At 69.0% G+C, this 18,106-nt stretch carries 19 protein-coding genes and 4 pseudogenes; 7 read left to right on the top strand and 16 right to left on the bottom strand.

The annotated features are described in order from the left end of the window. Window positions 1–173 (bottom strand): transposase (locus tag ACFYRY_RS42245; protein WP_389158722.1); only part of this gene is annotated, 173 nt, incomplete at its 3' end. A gap of 615 nt (window positions 174–788) precedes the next feature. On the opposite strand from ACFYRY_RS42245, the gene ACFYRY_RS42250 reads away from it, so the two are divergent. Next, window positions 789–1,634 (top strand): DUF6192 family protein, encoded by an 846-nt coding sequence (locus tag ACFYRY_RS42250; RefSeq protein WP_389158644.1) that lies wholly within the window; start codon window positions 789–791, stop codon window positions 1,632–1,634. Between the two features lie 88 nt (window positions 1,635–1,722). Here the strand turns inward: ACFYRY_RS42250 and ACFYRY_RS42255 are convergent. Both ACFYRY_RS42255 and ACFYRY_RS42260 read right to left on the bottom strand, forming a co-directional pair. Further along, window positions 1,723–1,929 (bottom strand): annotated as a pseudogene (locus tag ACFYRY_RS42255) (transposase); the annotation flags it as partial. A 135-nt stretch (window positions 1,930–2,064) separates the two neighbouring features. Next, window positions 2,065–2,475 carry a helix-turn-helix domain-containing protein gene (locus ACFYRY_RS42260; protein ID WP_310770652.1) on the bottom strand — a complete coding sequence of 137 codons (411 nt, stop codon included), beginning with the start codon at window positions 2,473–2,475 and terminating at the stop codon, window positions 2,065–2,067. Between the two features lie 120 nt (window positions 2,476–2,595). Here ACFYRY_RS42260 and ACFYRY_RS42265 point away from each other — a divergent pair, with 120 nt between their 5' ends. The 4 genes and pseudogenes from ACFYRY_RS42265 to ACFYRY_RS42280 all read left to right on the top strand — a co-directional run bounded on the left by ACFYRY_RS42265 (window position 2,596) and on the right by ACFYRY_RS42280 (window position 5,605). After that, window positions 2,596–3,309, top strand: a complete 714-nt coding sequence (locus ACFYRY_RS42265; RefSeq protein ID WP_389158647.1) for a DsbA family protein — start codon at window positions 2,596–2,598, stop codon at window positions 3,307–3,309. Window positions 3,310–3,365: 56 nt separating this feature from the next. Continuing rightward, the gene (locus ACFYRY_RS42270; protein WP_389158650.1) at window positions 3,366–4,010 is read left to right on the top strand and encodes an FMN-dependent NADH-azoreductase; all 645 of its coding nucleotides are present in this window, start codon (window positions 3,366–3,368) and stop codon (window positions 4,008–4,010) included. A gap of 36 nt (window positions 4,011–4,046) precedes the next feature. Then, window positions 4,047–4,712, top strand: coding sequence for an NAD(P)-dependent oxidoreductase (locus ACFYRY_RS42275; RefSeq protein ID WP_389158653.1), 666 nt, complete (start codon window positions 4,047–4,049; stop codon window positions 4,710–4,712). Between the two features lie 97 nt (window positions 4,713–4,809). Then, a pseudogene (locus ACFYRY_RS42280) lies at window positions 4,810–5,605 on the top strand (IS5 family transposase). On the opposite strand, the gene ACFYRY_RS42285 reads toward ACFYRY_RS42280, so the two are convergent. The 3 genes and pseudogenes from ACFYRY_RS42285 to ACFYRY_RS42295 all read right to left on the bottom strand — a co-directional run. Beyond that, window positions 5,595–5,912 carry an ankyrin repeat domain-containing protein gene (locus ACFYRY_RS42285; protein ID WP_389158656.1) on the bottom strand — a complete coding sequence of 106 codons (318 nt, stop codon included), beginning with the start codon at window positions 5,910–5,912 and terminating at the stop codon, window positions 5,595–5,597. The pseudogene ACFYRY_RS42280 and the gene ACFYRY_RS42285 overlap by 11 nt on opposite strands. Window positions 5,913–5,988: 76 nt before the next feature. Next, window positions 5,989–6,288, bottom strand: a complete 300-nt coding sequence (locus ACFYRY_RS42290) for a DUF1330 domain-containing protein (RefSeq protein WP_389158725.1) — start codon at window positions 6,286–6,288, stop codon at window positions 5,989–5,991. A 33-nt stretch (window positions 6,289–6,321) separates the two neighbouring features. After that, a pseudogene (locus tag ACFYRY_RS42295) lies at window positions 6,322–7,011 on the bottom strand (SDR family oxidoreductase); the annotation flags it as partial. 79 nt (window positions 7,012–7,090) lie between these two features. Here ACFYRY_RS42295 and ACFYRY_RS42300 point away from each other — a divergent pair. Continuing rightward, window positions 7,091–7,549, top strand: coding sequence for a winged helix-turn-helix transcriptional regulator (locus ACFYRY_RS42300; protein WP_389158659.1), 459 nt, complete (start codon window positions 7,091–7,093; stop codon window positions 7,547–7,549). Window positions 7,550–7,824: 275 nt separating this feature from the next. Here ACFYRY_RS42300 and ACFYRY_RS42305 read toward each other — a convergent pair whose 3' ends face one another. Then, window positions 7,825–8,451: a CGNR zinc finger domain-containing protein gene (locus tag ACFYRY_RS42305; RefSeq protein WP_389158662.1), complete on the bottom strand. Its 627-nt coding sequence runs from the start codon at window positions 8,449–8,451 to the stop codon at window positions 7,825–7,827. A gap of 305 nt (window positions 8,452–8,756) precedes the next feature. Between ACFYRY_RS42305 and ACFYRY_RS42310 the strand changes: the two genes are divergently transcribed. After that, complete coding sequence (locus tag ACFYRY_RS42310; protein ID WP_389158665.1) at window positions 8,757–9,617, top strand: MBL fold metallo-hydrolase; 861 nt, start codon at window positions 8,757–8,759, stop codon at window positions 9,615–9,617. Window positions 9,618–9,634: 17 nt separating this feature from the next. On the opposite strand, the pseudogene ACFYRY_RS42315 reads toward ACFYRY_RS42310, so the two are convergent. From ACFYRY_RS42315 to ACFYRY_RS42355, 9 genes and pseudogenes are all read right to left on the bottom strand, one after another. Next, window positions 9,635–10,015 (bottom strand): annotated as a pseudogene (locus tag ACFYRY_RS42315) (transposase); the annotation flags it as partial. Between the two features lie 254 nt (window positions 10,016–10,269). Then, window positions 10,270–11,097 carry an HpcH/HpaI aldolase/citrate lyase family protein gene (locus ACFYRY_RS42320; protein ID WP_389158668.1) on the bottom strand — a complete coding sequence of 276 codons (828 nt, stop codon included), beginning with the start codon at window positions 11,095–11,097 and terminating at the stop codon, window positions 10,270–10,272. Next, window positions 11,094–11,966, bottom strand: coding sequence for a hypothetical protein (locus ACFYRY_RS42325; protein ID WP_389158671.1), 873 nt, complete (start codon window positions 11,964–11,966; stop codon window positions 11,094–11,096). The genes ACFYRY_RS42320 and ACFYRY_RS42325 overlap by 4 nt, the downstream gene beginning before the upstream one ends. A 33-nt stretch (window positions 11,967–11,999) precedes the next feature. Further along, on the bottom strand, window positions 12,000–13,364 hold the full coding sequence (locus ACFYRY_RS42330) for an MFS transporter (RefSeq protein ID WP_389158674.1): 1,365 nt from the start codon (window positions 13,362–13,364) through the stop codon (window positions 12,000–12,002). A gap of 72 nt (window positions 13,365–13,436) precedes the next feature. Further along, window positions 13,437–14,903: an aldehyde dehydrogenase gene (locus tag ACFYRY_RS42335; RefSeq protein ID WP_389158677.1), complete on the bottom strand. Its 1,467-nt coding sequence runs from the start codon at window positions 14,901–14,903 to the stop codon at window positions 13,437–13,439. Between the two features lie 19 nt (window positions 14,904–14,922). After that, complete coding sequence (locus ACFYRY_RS42340) at window positions 14,923–15,522, bottom strand: thiamine pyrophosphate-dependent enzyme (RefSeq protein ID WP_389158680.1); 600 nt, start codon at window positions 15,520–15,522, stop codon at window positions 14,923–14,925. Next, the gene (locus ACFYRY_RS42345) at window positions 15,522–16,058 is read right to left on the bottom strand and encodes a phosphonopyruvate decarboxylase (protein WP_389158683.1); all 537 of its coding nucleotides are present in this window, start codon (window positions 16,056–16,058) and stop codon (window positions 15,522–15,524) included. Before ACFYRY_RS42345 ends, ACFYRY_RS42340 begins: the two co-directional genes overlap by 1 nt. A 139-nt stretch (window positions 16,059–16,197) precedes the next feature. Further along, window positions 16,198–17,004 carry an alpha/beta fold hydrolase gene (locus ACFYRY_RS42350; RefSeq protein WP_389158685.1) on the bottom strand — a complete coding sequence of 269 codons (807 nt, stop codon included), beginning with the start codon at window positions 17,002–17,004 and terminating at the stop codon, window positions 16,198–16,200. A 50-nt stretch (window positions 17,005–17,054) separates the two neighbouring features. Further along, entirely contained in the window at window positions 17,055–18,044 is a 990-nt protein-coding gene (locus ACFYRY_RS42355) for a LysR family transcriptional regulator (RefSeq protein WP_389158688.1), read from the bottom strand. Window positions 18,045–18,106: the final 62 nt, after the last annotated feature.

An 18,106-nucleotide genomic window follows, 5' to 3' on the forward strand; every position in this document is an offset into this window, starting at 1 on the left:
TGCAGCACGTACAAGATCCCGCACAGCACATCCCGGTCCGGCAACGGCCTGCGGCCGGGATACCGGAACCTGCGCTCACGCTGCGGCAGCAGCGGCTCCACGCGGTCCCACAACTCATCCGACACGATCCACGGCGACGTCCCCACACCAGACCGAACGCTCAACTCCCGCACCAGTCACGGCAGCCAGGAACCACCCACCACTTTGTGTCAGCCGTTGTTAGTAGGTGTTTTTGATCCCTGGCCGTGAGGTGTGTACGGCTGGATCATCTGGGTTGTGGGGGCTGACAAGACGGCTCGGCGGTATTGCCGGGAGTGCGGTGATCCACTGCCGCAGACGATGGCGGCGGAGGCACTGTTCTGTTCAGGTCGGTGCAAGTCAAGGCGATGGCGGAGGCGTCAGAAGACCCGTGAGCGAGTCATCGCGATACAGCGTGGCGAGCAGGTGGAGTGCCCGGTATGTGGCGGGTCGTGGACGGTGGGGGTGGAGCGGTCGAGGGCGGCTGTGTACTGCTCGAACCGTTGCCGGGTGAGGGCATGCCGTCAGCGGCGGGCGTCGCGGAACGGCGTTACGGAAACGCTGTAGCCGAACTCCTCGCGAACACCTCGAACACCCTCCGTTTTGCAGGGGAGTTGGGAGCGACTGACGGGTGCTTCGAGCGCCCCTGGTTCACGCTCTGCCCCGGCGTGTCGCGCCCGCGTCACGGTGGACGGTGACCGGGGCCGGGGCCCCTTTGACCGGTCACGTCGTGGTGGCCGGACCGGGCCCGGGCAAGGGCGGTGGTCTTCATGGCCGACGTGGCCGACCGGGTTGGGAATGTCACCCGACAGCGTTACGAACAGCTCGTCACCCAGGCGAAGGACCTGATCGCGCAGATCGCCCGCGCGCAGTTCGCTTTGGGGGACATGGCTCTGGAGATCGAGCCGATGAGGTCGGTGGGCGGGTCGATGCCGAACGGCACGGACGACCTGTTCACGGTGACGGAGTCGTTGCAGATGTTCGCGGACGACATCGGCGTCGAGCGGCGGACGGTCGAGGACTGGCGCTACACCGCCAACCGGTGGCCGAAGGGACGTCGCAAGGAGGGGGTGTCGTTCACCGTCCATCGCATCCTGGCCTCGGTTGTGGACGAGGTCGCCGCGCAGGTTGCCACCGATCTGCTGAAGCGGCCGGCGGTGACCGAGCACGTCACTCCAGCTGAGCGGGTGCGGGTTGTCACGGAGCTGACCAGGGACGACACGGTCGCGAAGGAGGTCACGACCGGCTTGTTGCGTCAGCCGGCCGTCGCCCGGACGGCGATGCGGGACGACACCACCCGGATGCTCGTCAACCGTGCGCAGTTCGACAACTCGAACGAGACGCGCGAGCGGATCCGGCAACGCACTCCGGCCGTCCGCGCGATCGAGCACACCATCGAGTACCTCGACCTGGTCGGCTCCTGCCACGGTTTCGTCGCCACCCTGGGTCGGCTGATCCCGCAGCTGCGTGGGCAGGAGTTCACCGAGGACGAGCGCGAGACCGTCCGCCGACAGATCGGCCGGGTCCGTGCGGCGGCGGACTGGCTCGAAGGCGCCCTCGACAATGGCGAGTTCACCCTGGACGAGCAGCTCGTCCAGCTCCTCAAGGGCGAGTAGGCCATGCCGCGACGCCGGGAAGCCCGGCCGCCGGCCGAGCACTACGGCGACCTGGTCCGCGTCGCCCTGATGGAAGCACGCCCCGCGGGCCGTACATAGCTCCGTGCCCACGCCGGTGCTCGGGCAGCAGCGTCAGGTCCACCGGGGACTTCACCGCACCGCCCGCACACAGCACCGCATCCGTCAGCTCGAACAACTCGTCGCGCCGAGCGGTCAGACACTCGTAGAACTCGCCCCGCAAGCGTGACGCTTCCGCGAACGCATCACTCCGCACAACATCAGGCAGCAGAGTCACCCGCACGGCCTTCGTCTCGTAGGTGCACCTTGGTCGGAGCACAGGATCAGACGAAGGCCGCCCCCTGTCCGGCAAACCCCCAGGTGAGCGACCCAGTACGGGACACCGTTTGAGGCCGGAAGAAAGAGAACCAGCTCAGGACCGGGCTGCTGGTGCCGCGGCGCGGGCCCGGTGCGCGCGGATCTCGTCGTGGTGGTCGGCGGCCCAGCCGATCAGGGATGTCACGATCTCGTGGAGGCCGCGCCCCAGCGGGGTGAGGGCGTACTCGACGCGCGGTGGCACCTCCGCGTATGCGGTGCGGGTGATCAGACCGTCCTCGTGGAGCTGGCGGAGTGTGAGGGTGAGCATCCGCTGGGAGATTCCGGGGACCTGGCGCTGCAGGTCGGTGTAGCGCAGCGGGCCGGCCTCCACCACCGCGATGAGCAGCAGGCTCCACTTGTCGCCGACGCGGTCGAGGACCTGCCGGATGAACTCCATGTGCTCGGCGGGGATGCGGGCACAGGGCCCCACCGCCGCCGCGCCGCCCGAACTGCCGGTGACCTCCATGACGCACATTCCTCTCCGGCACGAACACCGATGTGCCTTTTGTATCGACTTCCATACTGGCCCATCATGGCGCTACGAACAAAAAGTAGGAAGCAAGCGCAGGCATGGGAGGCGCGCGTCATGAAGATCGAGATCTGGGCCGAGGTCACCTGCCCCTGGTGCGGGCTGGGCAGCCACCGTCTGGACCGGGCCGTGGAGCGGTTCGAGCACGGCGACGAGGTGGAGGTCGTCCACCACTCGTTCCCGCTGAGCAGTTCCTTCCCCGTGGGTGAGACGTTCAGCGTCCGTGACGCGCTGCTGCGCCGGCACGGCATGGGCGGCTCCCAGGCCGAGGCGTCCACGCGTCGGATCGAGGCGCTGGCCGAGGCCGAGGGACTCACCCCCTACAGGGTGCTGGACAACCTGGTCGCCAACACCGATCTGGCGCACGAGTTCCTCGCCCACGCCTCCGCCGAGGGCAAGAACCGCGAAGCCTGGGACGCGATCTTCCGTGCCTACTTCGGTCAGGCCCGCCCCGTCTTCAGCCTGGACGACCTGCTCGACCTGGGCCTGGAGATCGGCCTGGACCGCGAGGGCACCCGCCGGGCGCTCACCGAGCACCGCTACCAGCGGCAGGTGGGCGACGATGCCGCCCGCGCCCAGCGCCTGGGTGCCACCGGCGCGCCCTTCATCGTCGTCGACGGCAGGTACGGCATCCCCGGGGCCCAGGACAGCGACGGCCTTCTCGACGTGCTGCGCACGGCCTGGGACGCATCCCACCCGCTCACCCTCGCGACCGACGGCGACGCTGCGGTCTGCGGCCCCGACGGCTGCGCCGTACCGGCCCGCAGCTGACCTCCACCGTTCACCCCACGACACACCCTTGATCATGTCGAAAGGCTGACTTCCCCATGTCCTACCTGCTGCACATCGACGCCTCCTCGCTCGACGAGGCATCCGTCTCCCGTCAGGTCGCCCGGTCCTTCCGTGACGAGTGGAAAGGCGCGGTCGTCCACCGCGACCTGGCCGTCTCCCCCGCCCCGCACCTCAGCGCGGCGGGCATCACCGCCCGCACCACCGACCCCGCCGAGCACACCCCCGAGCAAGCGAAGGCCGCGGCGGTCCAGGACGAGCTGATCGAGGAATTCCTCGGCGCCGACGCCTACCTCTTCACCGTGCCGATGTACAACCTCACGATGCCGTCCGTGTTCAAGGCATGGCTGGACCAGATCATGGTCGCCGGGCGCACCCTGAGCTTCGACGGAGCCCCTCCCACCCTCGGCCGCCCCGCCACGGTGATCTCCGCACGCGGCGGCGGCTACGGCCCCGGCGCCCCCAAGCACGGCATGGACCACCTGGTGCCCACGCTGGAAACCGTCCTGGGCCACCCGACCAACCTCGGCCTCGACCTGACGACGGTCCTGCCCGAACTGACCATGGCCCCGTACGTGCCGATGATGGCCCCGCTGCTTCCGATGCACGAGGCATCCCTGACCAAGGCGCACGACGAGGCCCGCCGCCTGGGCTCTGCCCTGACCGGCCGGCCGACCGCCTGATCCACCTCTGAACTGCCCGAAAGGCGTTTGATCACCATGAGCAACCTCCTGGTCCTCGGCGGCAGCGGCCGCACCGGCGCCCACGTCCTGGAGCACGCCGCCCGGCGCGGCCACCACGTCCGCGCCCTCGTCCGCAACCCCGACAAAGTGCAGGCACCGGCCGGCGTCGAACTGATCCAAGGCACACCCGCCAACATCGACGACCTCCGCAAGGCCGCCGAAGGCACCGAGGGGGTGATCAGCGCGCTGTCCAACGCCCGCACCTCCGACAACCCGTGGGCCAAGCCGGTCAGCCCGCCGATGTTCATGACCGACGCCGCCCGCAACACGCTCACCGTCATGGGCGAGCAGGGCATCCGCCGCATCGTGCTGACGTCCACGCAGGGCGCGGGCGACGACTGGGCCCGGCTCAACCCGCTGGTCAAGGCGTTCATCAACCTGTCGAACGTCAAGGCGGGCTTCGCGGACCACACCGGCCTCGACCAGGTCGTCCGCGCCTCGTCAGGCATCGACTGGACCCTGGCCCGCGCCGTCGCCCTCACCGACAAGCCCCTCAGTGGCCCCGTACGGGCTGCCGAGGCCGGCACCGAAAAGCCCGCCGCACGGATCAACCGCGCCGCCCTCGCCCAGTTCCTCGTCCAGACGATCGAGGACGACACCTGGATCCGCAAAGCCCCCCTCGTCTGGAACACACGAGGATGACCCACCCCATGATCCACACCTACCTCATGCACAACAGCTGTCCGACCTTAGAAGCTATCTCATTTGGCTAGGTAGCCTGCCTGTCGTGGTTTCGATCGTGGAGCGGCTGGTGCCGGATGAGTTGTGGGAACTGTTTCAGCGAGTGGTACCGGAGGCTCCGTTGCGGCCTCAGGGAGGCGGCCGGCGGCGGCACCGTGACCGGGAGGTGCTGGCGGCGATCGTGTTCGTGGCCACATCAGGCTGCACGTGGCAGCAATTGCCGTCCGCGTCGTTCGGACCCTCGGGAGCGACAGCTCACCGGCGCTTTGCCGAGTGGACGAAGGCCAGAGTATGGGCCAAGCTCCACCCCCTGGTCCTCGACGAGCTAGGCTCCCGCGGCGAGCTGGACTGGTCCCGCTGCGCGATCGATTCGGTAAACATGCGAGCTCTGAAAAGGGAGATCTGACAGGTCCGAATCCTGTCGACCGGGGCAAGTAGGGATCGAAGATCCATCTGATCACCGATCGGACCGGTCTGCCCCTTTCCGTCGGGATCTCGGGGCGAACTTGCACGACAGTCAGGCACTCATCCCGCTGGTGAAGGGGATACCGCCGATCCGCTCTCGGCGTGGACGCCGGCGACGCAGGCCGGGAAAACTCCACGCCGACAAGGGCTACGACTACGACCACCTGCGGCGATGGTTACGCGGGCGCGGCATCAGGCACCGCATCGCCCGCAAGGGCATCGAGTCCTCGACCCGTCTGGGCCGCTACCGCTGGACCATAGAACGCACGATGTCCTGGCTCGCCGGATGCCGTCGCTTGCACCGCCGCTACGAGCGCAAAGCCGAGCACTTCCTCGCCTTCACCAGCATCGCCTGCACCCTCATCTGCTACCGCAAACTCACCTGCTGAAGTGCCGCTGTAGTAGCTCGATCGCCAAGTCATGGCAATAGTGCTCGGCCAGGTCCATGGGGGTTTGCCCATCGGGATCCGCGAGCTGTGGAGCTGCACCGAAGGCCAGCAGCACCGCCGTGGTGTGCACGGACAACGGATGCCCGGTTTGCAAGGCTCCGTCCCCCTCCATGTCGATCGCGTGCGTCAACAGCGTCATGTTGCCGAAGACCTCGTCCGGGTCAGCTCCCTTGGCTAGCAGCCCGGCCAAGGTCTCCACATCATCGTGCTCCACCGCGTGATGGGCCGGCGTCCAGTAGTCACTCACGACGCCATACAACCGCCCAATCACCGACCCTCACAAGCGACTTCAGGGTTCTTTTGGTCGCCAAATGAGATGGCTTCTAAGCCGGGCGGGAGAGCCCCTCAGGCGGTGCGCCCTCGGCAAACAGCATGGTCACCCGGGCCTTGCCTTCTCGTATCTCCCGGGCCCGCCGGTACTCGGCGGAGTCGTACCACTCCCGGATCCGGTCCATGTCGGGAAACTCGATCACCACGAACCCCGAGGAGTCCCAGGTGCCTTCGACGGGCTTGGGAGCGGGTCCCGCGACCACGTAGTGGCCGCCGTGGCTGCGGATGGACTGCTGGGCCACGGCCGCGTAGGCCGCGCCGGCTTCCTCGTCGAGCACATCGAAGTTGACGATGACGTAAGCGGGCGTGCCATTCCGCGTCCCGAACTGCGGGTAGAGCGCGCCGACGCCTCCGGACAGACCCGCGAGCACGGTCCTGCTGGTCTCGTCGGCGACGATCTCAGGGGTGCCGTCGGCGACACCGTCGAGGGCGATGCGTGCGATGTCCCCGGGGTCGGCCTTCGGCGCGTCGAGGCCGGAGGTCATGTCGGTGTCCATGTACCCGACGTGCAGCGCCGAGACCTGGGTGCCCTGCGGGGCGAGTTCCTGGCGCAGCCCGTTCGTCATGGACCAGGCGGCCGACTTGGCGGCGCAATAGGCACCGAAGTCGGGGAAGTTGACCCAGGAGGCGACCGACAGGATGTTCAGCACCGCGCTGCTGTCGTGAGCGCCGAGCTGGGGGGCGAATGCCCGGGTGACCGCCAAGGTGCCGAGGTAGTGGGTGTCGATCTCCAGGCGGATGTCCGCCAGGTCGCCCGTCAGCAGCGACGCGTAGGTGGCCGAACCGGCGTTGTTGACCAGGATCGACACGTCGCCAGTCGCCTCTGCCGCTGCGGCGATGGAGGCGGGGTCGGTCACGTCGAGGGCGATCGGCTTCACGCCGTCGAGGTCGACGGCTGCGGGATTGCGGGCGGCTGCGTAGACGGTCGCGCCGCGGTCGCGCAACTGCTTCGCCAGGTGACGGCCCAGGCCACGGTTCGCCCCGGTGACCAGTGCGGTCTGTCCTTCGATCTGCATGGCACAGCTCCCTGCTGGATAGGTTTTTCCAACCTAGACCCTCTGAGTTGGAAGAAACAACCCAGGGTAGGCTTGCAGCATGGGCAAGATTCCGAATGACAGCTGCGCCATCGCCCGCAGCCTGGGCGTGCTGGGCGAGCGCTGGACGTTTCTGATCCTGCGCGAGGCCGTGGCGGGGTCGAGCCGATTCTCGGAGTTCCGCAGCGGGCTCGGTGTGGCGCCGGACGTTCTCACCGAACGCCTGAACACGCTGGTCACATACGGCGTGATGGGGAAGGTGCCCTACCGGGAACCAGGAGAGCGGGCTCGCTTCTCGTACGTGCTCACGGATGCGGGCCGGGAACTCCTCGTCGTCCTGCTCGCACTGCAGCAATGGGGCGACAAGCACCTGCCGTGGCCGGACGGGCCGAGCATCCTGCGCCAGGTCGAGGGTTCCGAACGACCGGTGCACGTCGGGTTCATCGACGACGACGGAAACGAAGTCGACGAAAGCTCCGTAGCACTGATCCCGACCGCCATCTCCCCAAGCCGGAAGTAGCGCAGCCCCCAGTTCCACGCGACCCTCCCAGGCTCAACGACCGGCCGGGAACGAACGCCGCCAGGCCTTGCGATGCCTCGGGCCGGTGGCTCCACCGCGCACGCTCGCACCGCGCCCGCCCCGACCTCTCCCCCAACCGCCGTCTCCCGCTGGACGTCACCGCCGCAATGACGGCGGCGCGGTGTGGAGGCCCTCGCCGAGCGCAACCGGCTGACCAAGCGCCCCGATCCCCTCGCCCGCCGCCCGGAACCTGTCCCACCCACCCACTGGTCCGGTCAACTTGTCGGGAGGTTCCGGCCCGGTCGCCCCCTCCGCGCACGCGATTTCCGCAGGTTGGCGACGTTGCCGCAGGTGCGCACGTCGTGCCAGACACCGCTGGTGTTGCGGGAGTTGTCCCAGAAGGCCACCGCGCACAGCGGATTACGGCACAGTTTCAAGCGCCGCCACGTTCCAGCGAGTTGGGCGTCGTAGATCGCCAGGAGCACCCGTTGGCCGAGCGCGGGAATGCCCACCGAGCCCGGCACGAGTCTCACGGTTCCATCCGCTTCGAGGCGAACGCGGGCGACTGATTCGACGGCTACCGGCCTGGCGCCGTCGTCGCGATCCGGTTCGTGGTCGCGCTCGACCAACGACCGCCGTATCGCGTCACGCAGCGTCCGCAGATCGCCCACGCCCGGGCTGTCGCCCGCGACCCCGTAGGCATCCAGCCACCGCGCCGCCGTGTCCGGCGCGTCCAGGAGGTCCGGAACATCGCCGCCTGCCCTCCGGATGGAAGGGGTGTTCAGCAGGTCCTGAACGATCCGCAGCTCACCAGGCGCCACCGCGACGCCGAAGCGGCTATTGCCGTCGCCGCCCGCATGCGCGGCACCGACGTCGGGATCGCCTTTCCCGTCCTTCTCCATGACACAAGTGTACATATTTTGCATGTGGCACGCCGACGACCTTTTTACGGAGACAGCGAGCTCCACCCTTGCACTGACAGAAGTGTCAGCCGTACGCTTATGTCACAACGATGGAGAGGATGGACTGTGATCACTCACCCGGAGAGAGGGAATCCCGGCCCGGGGCGCACGGCCAATGCGCCCGCATCCGCAGCGAGCGGTGTGGTCGGGGACGGTGTTGCGATGCACGTCGCCGGCACCGCGTACGGCAAGCATTTCCCGCGGCGGGAGAGCCTCGCCGCGGCAGGCGGACGGGCAGAAATCCGATGAGCAGCACCGACCTTCGCTATGAGGTCTTCGTCTCGGACATGGAGCCGGTCACGGTTGCGGCTCCGCCACGGCCGGACGACGGGCCGTCCCTTTGGTCATCGATGTCGCACGCGCTCATCTACGGGAAGAACGAGGCGCTGCTGACCGACCCGCCGGTCACACGCGGGCAGGCCGACACGCTCATCACATGGGTGGAAAGCCATGATGTGGCTCTGCGCTACATCTATGTGACCCACGCGCACTTCGACCACTTCGCGACCACGAATTACCTGCTCCGCCGGTTCCCCGACGTGACGGTCGTCGCGAGCGACGCAGTGCTCGCGGGCATCGCCCGCCAGACACCTGGCGGAGTGCTGGCCGGCGTGTACAGCGACATCTTCGGCGACGCCCTTCCCGAGCCTCCGCTGACTGTCCAGGGCTCCGTGTTCCCAGCCGGCGGGCTGCTCCTCGACGGGCACGACCTCGTCGCGCACGAGGTCGGCCACTCCGACACCGACGACACCAGCGTGCTGCACGTGCCCTCACTGGACCTGGTCATAGCCGGTGACGTCGTCTACAACAACTTCCACCAGTACCTCGGAGAAGGCCGAGACGGCGGCCTGGACGCGTGGCACCGGGCCCTCGACCAGGTCGCTGCCTTGAAGCCACGGTTCGTGGTGGCCGGTCACAAGGACACCCAACGCGGAAATCCCGCATCGGACATCGACGAAACGCGGCGCTATCTCGACGGCGGCGCCGTCGTCCTCGAGCAGTCCACGAACCCCACGGAATTCTTCAACGCGATGAAGCAGCGCTACCCCGAGCGTGTGAACCCGTGGGCAATCTGGCTCAGCGCCCTGCAGTTGTTCGGCAACTGACAGCCCACACCGGCCAGTCAGGGCAGACCGCAGACGGCGATCCGCCTGGTCTTGGTGTTGACGCCCTCAGTGGGGCCGTTGCTGTACGGAAGCGTGAGCGCGGCGATCACGGCCGCGTGGTCCCGCTCCAGGCCCCGGGCGAAGGCGTGCACCTGAGGCAGATCGACTGCGCGGACCTGGACGATCCAGCGCGAGAGTACGTCTGCATTTCCTGCGCAAGTCGTCAGGAGTTCGGCGAAGCCTTCGACAGCGGCAGCCAGTTGGGGCCCCTCGGGACAGGCTGCGCAGATCCGGGCGAGCAGAGTACGAAGCCGCCCTGAGCGAGGTGAAGGCACACAGCACCTGCTGGGCCACCGTGCTGGACGCGCCCCTTTACGACGGGCCACGAGCTGCGGCGAGTCCAGTCACGCGGCCACCGCCGCGGTCCGGGTGCGGCGTGCCGCCCTCGCGGCGCTGCGGCTCGGGCCGAAGGTGGCCGCGCCCGTGCTCAGGGTGTACCGAAAGCGCGTGAGTGCTGACAACGATGTCGTAGACCCCCCGACGTCGGCGGACAGCCGGAGGCAGGCGGCGCCCTCAATCGCCGCCTGCCTCCGGTGCGTACACACCGCGGTGCTTCAGTGCCTCGGTGCGGTTCGCCGCCCGTCGGGCGGTGTCAGGGCGCGGTGTGCGGTTCGCGGGCGAGCACCAGGAGGCGCCGTGCACGCTCCAGGACCGGCCGGTCGATCATCTGCCCGTCGACGGTCGTGACGGAGTCACCGGCGCCGACGACGGTGCGGGCCCAGCGCAGTTCGTCCGCCGTCGGCGCGAATCCGTCGGCCACGTAGGAGAGTTGGTACGGGTGGATGCAGAGCTTGCCCGTGAAGCCCAGGCGTCGGGCGTGGGCGATGTCGGCGTCGAGGGCCTCCGTGTCCCGTACGGCGGTGGTGACGCCGTCGACCGGCGGGCCGATGCCGGCGGCGGCCGAGGCGAGGACCAGTCTGGAGCGGGCGCAGGTCAGTGCCGTGCGGTCGTCGTGGGCGACGCCGAGCTGGGCGGCGAGGTCGACGTTGCCGAAGGCGGCCCGGGCGACACCGGGCGCGGCGCACACCTCGCGGGCCCGCTCCACGCCGAGGGCCGTCTCGATGAGCGGCACGAGAGCACACCGTCCAGCCGTACGCGTGGCGAGTTCCGCGAGTACGGCGGGGTCCTCGGCCTTGGGCACCATGACCGGGCCGCCGTGGTGGGCGGCCATGGTGAGGTCGGCCTCGGACCAAGGGGTACCGGGTGGGTTGATCCGTACGACCGCCCGGTTGCCGAGGGCGAGCCAGGCGGCTGCGTTGTGCCGGGCGCGGTCCTTGTCCTCGGCGGCGACGGCGTCCTCCAGGTCGATGATGACCAGATCGGCGCCGGAGGAGGCCGCCTTGTCGAAGCGGTCGGGCCGGTGTCCCGGGACGAAGAGCAGGCTCGTCGCGGCGGTGATCCGGTCGTGCGGCGAGGTCATTGGAAAGTCACCTCGGCCGTGGCGTGCCGGTCTTCCCGGTGGGTGGCGATGTGCAGATCGGCGCGATCGTCCGCGGGGGCGCCGCAGGCGGCCAGTCGTTCGCCGGCGAACACCGGCCGCCGGAGCCGGTAGGACAGCGAGCGCACGGGCCGATCGGGGGCGTGGCGCCGGGGCAGTTCGAGCATGAGCAGGGCGAGCAGCGGGCCGTGGACGACGATTCCCGGGTAGCCCTCCTCGCCCTGGGCGTAGGGCGTGTCGTAGTGGATGCGGTGGGCGTTCGCGGTGAGGGCGCTGAACCGGAACAGCAGGGCCGGATCCGGGCGCAGCGGAAGCTGCCACGGGGCGTCGGGGTGGGGGAAGGCGGATTGGTCGAGGGCGGTCGGGTGCTGTCCCGCCGTGCGCCCGGACCGGTAGACGATGTCCTGCTCCTCCACCAGGCAGACACGGCCCTGCTGGCGGAACTCACGGCGTTCGGTGACGAACAGCATCTCTCCGGTGCGGCCCTGCTTGGCCGTCACCGCGCGGAGGCGGCTGATGCGTTCGGTCGGTTCGCCGAGGCGGAGCGGCCGGGTGATCTCGCAGCGGCCGCCCGCCCACATGCGTTGCCGCTGAGGGAGAGGCGGCGAGAAGTGGCCGCCCCGCGGGTGGCCGTCGGCGCCGAGGTCCCGCCCGGCGGGCCAGGTGAGGAAGTACAGCCAGTGCCACAGCGGGGGGAGGGGATCCCCGGCCTTCGCGACCGGGCCGGGCAGGTTCAGAACGGCCGACAGGGCGGCCACCGGGCCGGTGGGCAGGGGGTCTTCGTCTGTGACCGGACCTGGAGTCCAGGACTCCACGTATGAGCCGAGAGGGGGTGGGGTTGGATGCGTCATCCTTCTGTCCTTGGGTACGGGGCAGGCCTGGGGTCAGGTGAGCGGTGCGGCCTTCGTCGGGGCCGGGGCGGCCGGAGCGTCGGCGGTCTCCAGCAGGGAGGTCCGTGACGGTTCGGGTACGAGGAGGGTGGCCAGGAAGGTCAGGGCGATGCACGCGGTGACGTACCAGAAGAAGGTGGTCTCGTGGCCGCTGTCCTTCAGGGCCAGCGCGATCGGTTCGGTCAGGCCGCCGAAGGTGGCGGTGACCAGGGCGTGCGGCAGGCCCACGCCGAGCGCCCGGACCTTGGTGGGGAACATCTCCGCCTTGATGATGGCGGCTAGCGCCGAGTACCCGCTGAGGAAGGTCAGCGCGACGGTCATCAGGAGGAACGCGATCCACGGACTGCTCGTGCCACCGAGGACGGTCATGATCGGGACGGTCAGGAGCATGCCGCTGACGGAGAAGACGAACATCACCTGGCGGCGGCCGAAGCGGTCGGACAGATGGCCCGCGACGGGTTGCAGCAGCATGTAGACGAACAGGGCGCAGAAGCCGATGACGGAGACCGTCGACTTCGGGATGCCGGCCGTGTTCACCAGGTACTTCTGCAGGTACGTGGTGTACGTGTAGAAGGCGACGGTGCCGCCGATGGCGAGCCCGAAGACGGCGAGGACCTGGCGCGGGTACTCGGTGAACAGGGCGCGCAGTCCCTTGCGTTCCCTGACGTCCGGATCCTGATGGACGGCCTTCGCCTGTTCCTGCTGGAAGTGCTGGGACTCCTCCATCGTGCGGCGCAGGTACATCACGACCAGGCCCGCCAGCGCGCCGATCACGAACGGGATGCGCCAGCCCCAGCTCTCCAACTGGCCGTCGGTGAGCAGGTTCTGCAGCACGATGGCCACCAGCAGGGCGGTGAGTTGGCCGAGCACGATGGAGACGTACTGGAAGCTGGAGTAGAAGCCGCGCCGGCCCGGCGGGGCGACCTCGGCGAGATAGGAGGCGCTGGAGCCGAACTCGCCTCCCACGGAGAGCCCTTGGAGCAGGCGAGCCATGACCAGCAGGAAAGGGGCCCACAGGCCGATGGAGGCGTGGCCGGGGGTGAGGGCGATGGTGAGCGATCCGACGCTCATCAGCGTGACCGACAGGGTCAGGGCGCGGCGGCGGCCGTACCGGTCGGCGTACGCGCCGAGCAGCCAGCCGCCGAGGGGGCGCATCAGGAAGCCGACGGCGAAGACGACGGCGGTGGAGAGCAGTTGGGCCGTCTGGTTGCCCTCGGGGAAGAAGACGGCGGCGAAATAGATGCTGAAGGTGGCGTAGGCGAACCAGTCGTACCACTCGATCAGGTTGCCCAGACAGCCACGTATGACGTTGGCGGTGACTTGGGAGCGTGCGGGGACGGAGGTGCGGCTCTGCGACATGGGAAGCTCCGTTGCTCGTGTCGCGCAGGGGGGCGAGCGGCCTTTCAGCGCAGGACGAAGTCGAGTGGACCTTCAGCGCAGGACGAAAGGGTTGCCGGTGGGAGCGCCGGTGTTGATCCAGACGCTCTTGTCCTCCAGGTAGGAGGTGAGGGCGGCGATGCCGTTCTCGCGGCCGAGGCCCGAGTCCTTGAAGCCGCCGAAGGGGGTCAGGTAGCTGACCGCGCGGTAGGTGTTGACCCAGACCGTGCCGGAGCGGATGTGGTCGGCCATGCGGAACGCGCGGCCGATGTCGCCGGTCCACACGCCCGCGCCGAGGCCGTAGCGGCTGTCGTTGGCGATCGCGACCGCCTCGTCCTCGTCCTTGAAGGGGATGACGCAGAGGACGGGTCCGAAGACCTCTTCCTGGGCGATGCGCATGTTGTTGCGCACGCCGGTGAAGACGGTCGGTTCGACGAACCAGCCGCCACGGTCGGCAGCCTTGCCGCCGAGGGCGAGCTGGGCGCCCTCCTGCTGTGCGATGCCGATGTAGTCGAGGACCTTGGCGTACTGGGCGGGTGTGGTGATCGGCCCGACCTGGGTGTTCTCGTCCATCGGATCGCCCATGCGGGCTGTGCCGGCGAGGTCGACCAGGCGGCCCACGACCTCGTCGTGCACGTCCTGCTGGACCAGTAGCCGGGAGCCGGCGATGCAGGTCTGGCCGGTGGCGGCGAAGATGCCGGAGACGGTGCCGTTGACGGCGGCCTCCAAGTCGGCGTCGTTGAAGACGATGTTCGGGGACTTGCCGCCCAGTTCGAGGCTGACGTGTTTGAAGTCGCGGGCGGCCGACTCGTTGATACGGCGGCCTGTGGCGTCCGAGCCGGTGAAGCTGACCTTGCGGACCAGCGGGTGCTCGACGAGTGCGGCACCGACGTCCTGGCCGAACCCGGTGACGACATTGAACACGCCCGGGGGCAGCCCCGCCTCGTGGAAGAGGCGGGCCAGCTCCAGGGTGGAGGCGGAGGTGAACTCGGACGGCTTCACCACCACGGTGCAGCCCGCCGCGAGCGCCGGGGCGATCTTCCAGGCCAGCAGCAACAGCGGGGAGTTCCACGGCGTTATGACCGCGACGACCCCGACGGGCTCCTTCTTCGTGTAGGCGAAGTAGCCCTTCTTGTCGAGCGGCGGCACGGTGCCCTCGATCTTGTCGGCGAGTCCGCCGTAGTAGTGGAACCACTGCGGGACGTAGGAGACCTGCCCGTGCATCTCGGTGAAGAGCTTGCCGTTGTCGCGGACTTCGATCTCGGCGAGCCGGCGGGCGTTCGCGGCGATGGTGTCGCCGAGTCGGTGCAGCAGGGCGCCGCGGGCGCTGGCGGTGAGTTCGGCCCAGGGGCCGGTGTGCATGGCGCGGTGGGCGGCGCGGACCTCGTCGTCGACGTCCTGGGGCGTGCCCTTGGCGATCTCGGCCCACGGGGCGCCCAGGTAGGGGTTGTCGGTGGGGAACCACTCACCGTCGGCGGCCGTGCGGGTCTTCCCGTCGATGAACATCTCGTAGCGCTGCATGGAAGGGGGCTCCCGTCGGCTAGAAGGTGCTCAGGCCGAGTGCGGCGCGGAAGGAGTTCTTGTTGGCGACGCCGTCACGTGGCGGCAGGGCGCGCGGCGGCTCGGTGGTGTCGATCAGGACCTGGGCGTACGTCGTCGTCGAGCGCGCACGGATACGGGAGGCGAGGTCCTCGGTCTGGGCGAGGTCGGTGATGCACACAGTGTCCTGGATGCCGAAGCCCTGGGCGACGGCGACGAGGTCGGTGCCGAGCTGGGTGTGGCTGGGCTGCATGCCGGTCTCGCCGAAGTGGGCGTTGTCGAGGACGACGAGGGTGAGGTTGGGCGGGAGTTGGGCGCCGATGGTGGCCAGTGTGCCGATGCCCATGAGGTGTTCGCCGTCGCCGGTGATCGCGACGACCGGGCGGTCCGGCTGGGCGAGGGCGAGGCCGAGGGCGAGTGGTGCGGCGGCGCCCATCGCGCCCCAGAGGTAGAAGTTCGTGGGGCGGTCGCCGGCGGCGAAGACGTCGTAGCTGGGCGAACCGAGGCCGGTCACCAGCAGGGTGTCCTCGGGGACACGGGCGAGCAGGCCGGCGACGAAGCGGCGCCGGTCGAGGCGGGGCAGGGTGTCGGTGGCGGTCATCAGTTGCGCTCCCACTTCTTGCGGCCGATCAGCTTCTGTCCGAGGAGGACGGCGACGCGCTCGCCCGCCTCGAACACCGAGTCCAGAGCCGCCTCGACGGTCTCCTCGACGTCTTCGGGGTGGTCGGCGCGCAGGACGGTGATGCCCATGAGTTCCAGGGCCTGCTGGGTGGTGCGGCCCATGGGGCTCTGCCAGGGGTTGAACTCGGCGTGCTCGCCGCGCATGGTCACCAGCGTGAGGAAGGGGAACTGGCACATCTGCAGCAGGGAGAACATGTTGACGCAGTTGCCGACGCCGCTGCTCTGCATGAGCAGCACCGCCTTCTGCCCGCCCAGCCAGGCCCCGCTGACGACGGCTACGCCCTCCTCCTCGGTGGTGAGCACCACGTCGTGGATGGCGGGGTCGCGCTGCGCCTCAAGGATGGCGTGGGAGTGGCCGGAGTCCGGGACGTAGGCGATCTGCTGGACGCCGCGCTTCTTCAACGCGGCGAACACGTTCTCCTGCCAGGAAGGGGCTGGGGCTTGTGTCTGACTCATCCGTAGCGACTCCGTGCTCGGTCGGCTCAAGTACCCAGCATCATGAACGCTGATGAATGATGTTGAACAATAGAAAAATGTGATATCCGTATGCGTCGCGCGCATGCCGAGCGATCGCGGCCCTGTGACCTGGGGTCCGCTACGAGACCCCGCTGAGGAACGCCGCGACGAGAGCACTGGCCTCCGCGCGGCATTCCTCGAAGTAGGCGTGCCGGGCGCCCGGGAACAGGTGTGTCCGGGTGTCGGGGATACGGGCGGCGAGCAGCGGGAGGTTGTCCGGCAGGGTGAGCCGGTCCTGGTCGCCGTGCAGGATCAGGGTGGGCGCGGTGATGAGGGGCAGTACGTCCCAGGCGGCGTGCCCGTTGCTCGCCAGCAGGTGGCCGCGGCGCGCGTGCGGGGGCATGTCGGGGTCGCCGAGCGTGGTGTAGGGGCCGGGATGGGCGGTGCGCCAGGCGGGGGAATACATCAGGTCGATCAGCGCCTCGCGGACGGCATCCGGGTCGGCCTGGGCCAGGGCCCGCCGTACCGAGGCGTCGCGCTCCACGGCGTGCGGTCCGCCGGGGGAGGTGCAGCCGAGGACGAGGCGCCGGACCCGGTCCGGGTGCTGGGCGGCGACCCACTGGGCGACCCGGCCGCCCATGGAGGTCCCGTAGACGTCGGCGTTCTCGATGCCGAGGCGGTCGAGGACGGCGATCACGTCCTCCGCGAACTGCTCTGTCGCATATGGCCCTTGGGGCTTGTCGCTGGCGCCGGTGCCTCGGTAGTCGAAGGTGATGGTGGAGTGCGTGGCGTGAAAGTCCTCTCGTACGCCGTCCCACCAGTGATGGTTGTTCGCCTGTCCGGCAAGGAGGATCAGCGGGTATCCGTCTCCCCGCTGCTGGCAGGCCAGTGCCGTGCCGTCCTGGGCATGGGCGACGGCGTCGAGCTGGTGACCGGTGTCAGTCATGGGTGTCCCCACAGGTTTCTCGGACGATCCTGGACGTTGCGGCGGGCGAGTCACTCAGCCTCGGCGGGACCCTCGTCTCCCCGGACCTGAGCAGAGGGCCATCTGCCGTGCACCACCGCGGAGTTGATCTGGCGGACCAACTCGCGTGCGACGACCTCCACGGCGGGCGGGGTGCGCCCGAACCGCGGTGTGCCGAGGACGACCGAGCGCCACACATGAGGCTCGCTCAGCGGGGCGGCGCTCAGCGTGCCTCGTGCGACATCGTCGGCGATACCCACACCGGGCAGGACGGTCCAGCCGTGCCCCGCCTGGACGAGTTGCTTCTGCACGCGCATGGAGTTGGTCTGCACGATGACGTCCATGGAGGCCCCGGACCGCCCCGCCGCCGCGTCGATCAGCCGGCGCAGTGCGTGCCCCGAGGCGGGCATGACGAGCGGGTGTTTCGCCGCCTCCGCGAACGGAACGGGATGGTCGGCGCGGAGGCCGGCCGACGCGGGGGCGACCGCCCACAGTCGCTCGCGCAGCAGCGGGTGGGCGTTGAGCGAGGGGGTGCTGTCCAGGTTGTACAGCAGCGTCAGGTCCAGGTCGCCGTCGTCGAGCCACTGCTGCAGGTGCCCCGAGTAGGCGGTCATGAGACGGAGCTCGACGCCGGGATGGTCACGGGCGAGGGTCGTCACGAGCGGTTCGGCCAACAGGTCGCTGGTGCTCTCCAGCAGACCGAGGGTGACGATGCCGGTCACCACACCCGGGGTCGGCTGCACCTCGGCGCGGGCCCGCTCCAGCTCGTTCAGCGCGCGCCGCGCCCGGTCCACCATGATCGTCCCGGCCTCGGTGGGGCGCATGCCCTGCCCGGTGCGCTCGAAGAGCGGGATGCCGAGTTCCTGCTCCAGGGTGCGGATCTGCCGGGTGACTGCGGGCTGCACCAGGTGCAGCAGGTCCGCGGCGCGCGTGACGCTGCCCACTTCGGCGACCGTGACGATCGCCTTGAGCTGCTTGATGTCCAAGGGGGTCTTCTTTCCGCGTCCATCCGGGTCGCGCATGGTGGCATTACATATTGCTATTTCACCTAGACGGTCATGAGCATCAATGATGGTACTCCGGT

Origin of the sequence: Streptomyces sp. NPDC005263, from assembly GCF_042872365.1 — a bacterium.
Classification (GTDB): Bacteria; Actinomycetota; Actinomycetes; order Streptomycetales; family Streptomycetaceae; genus Streptomyces.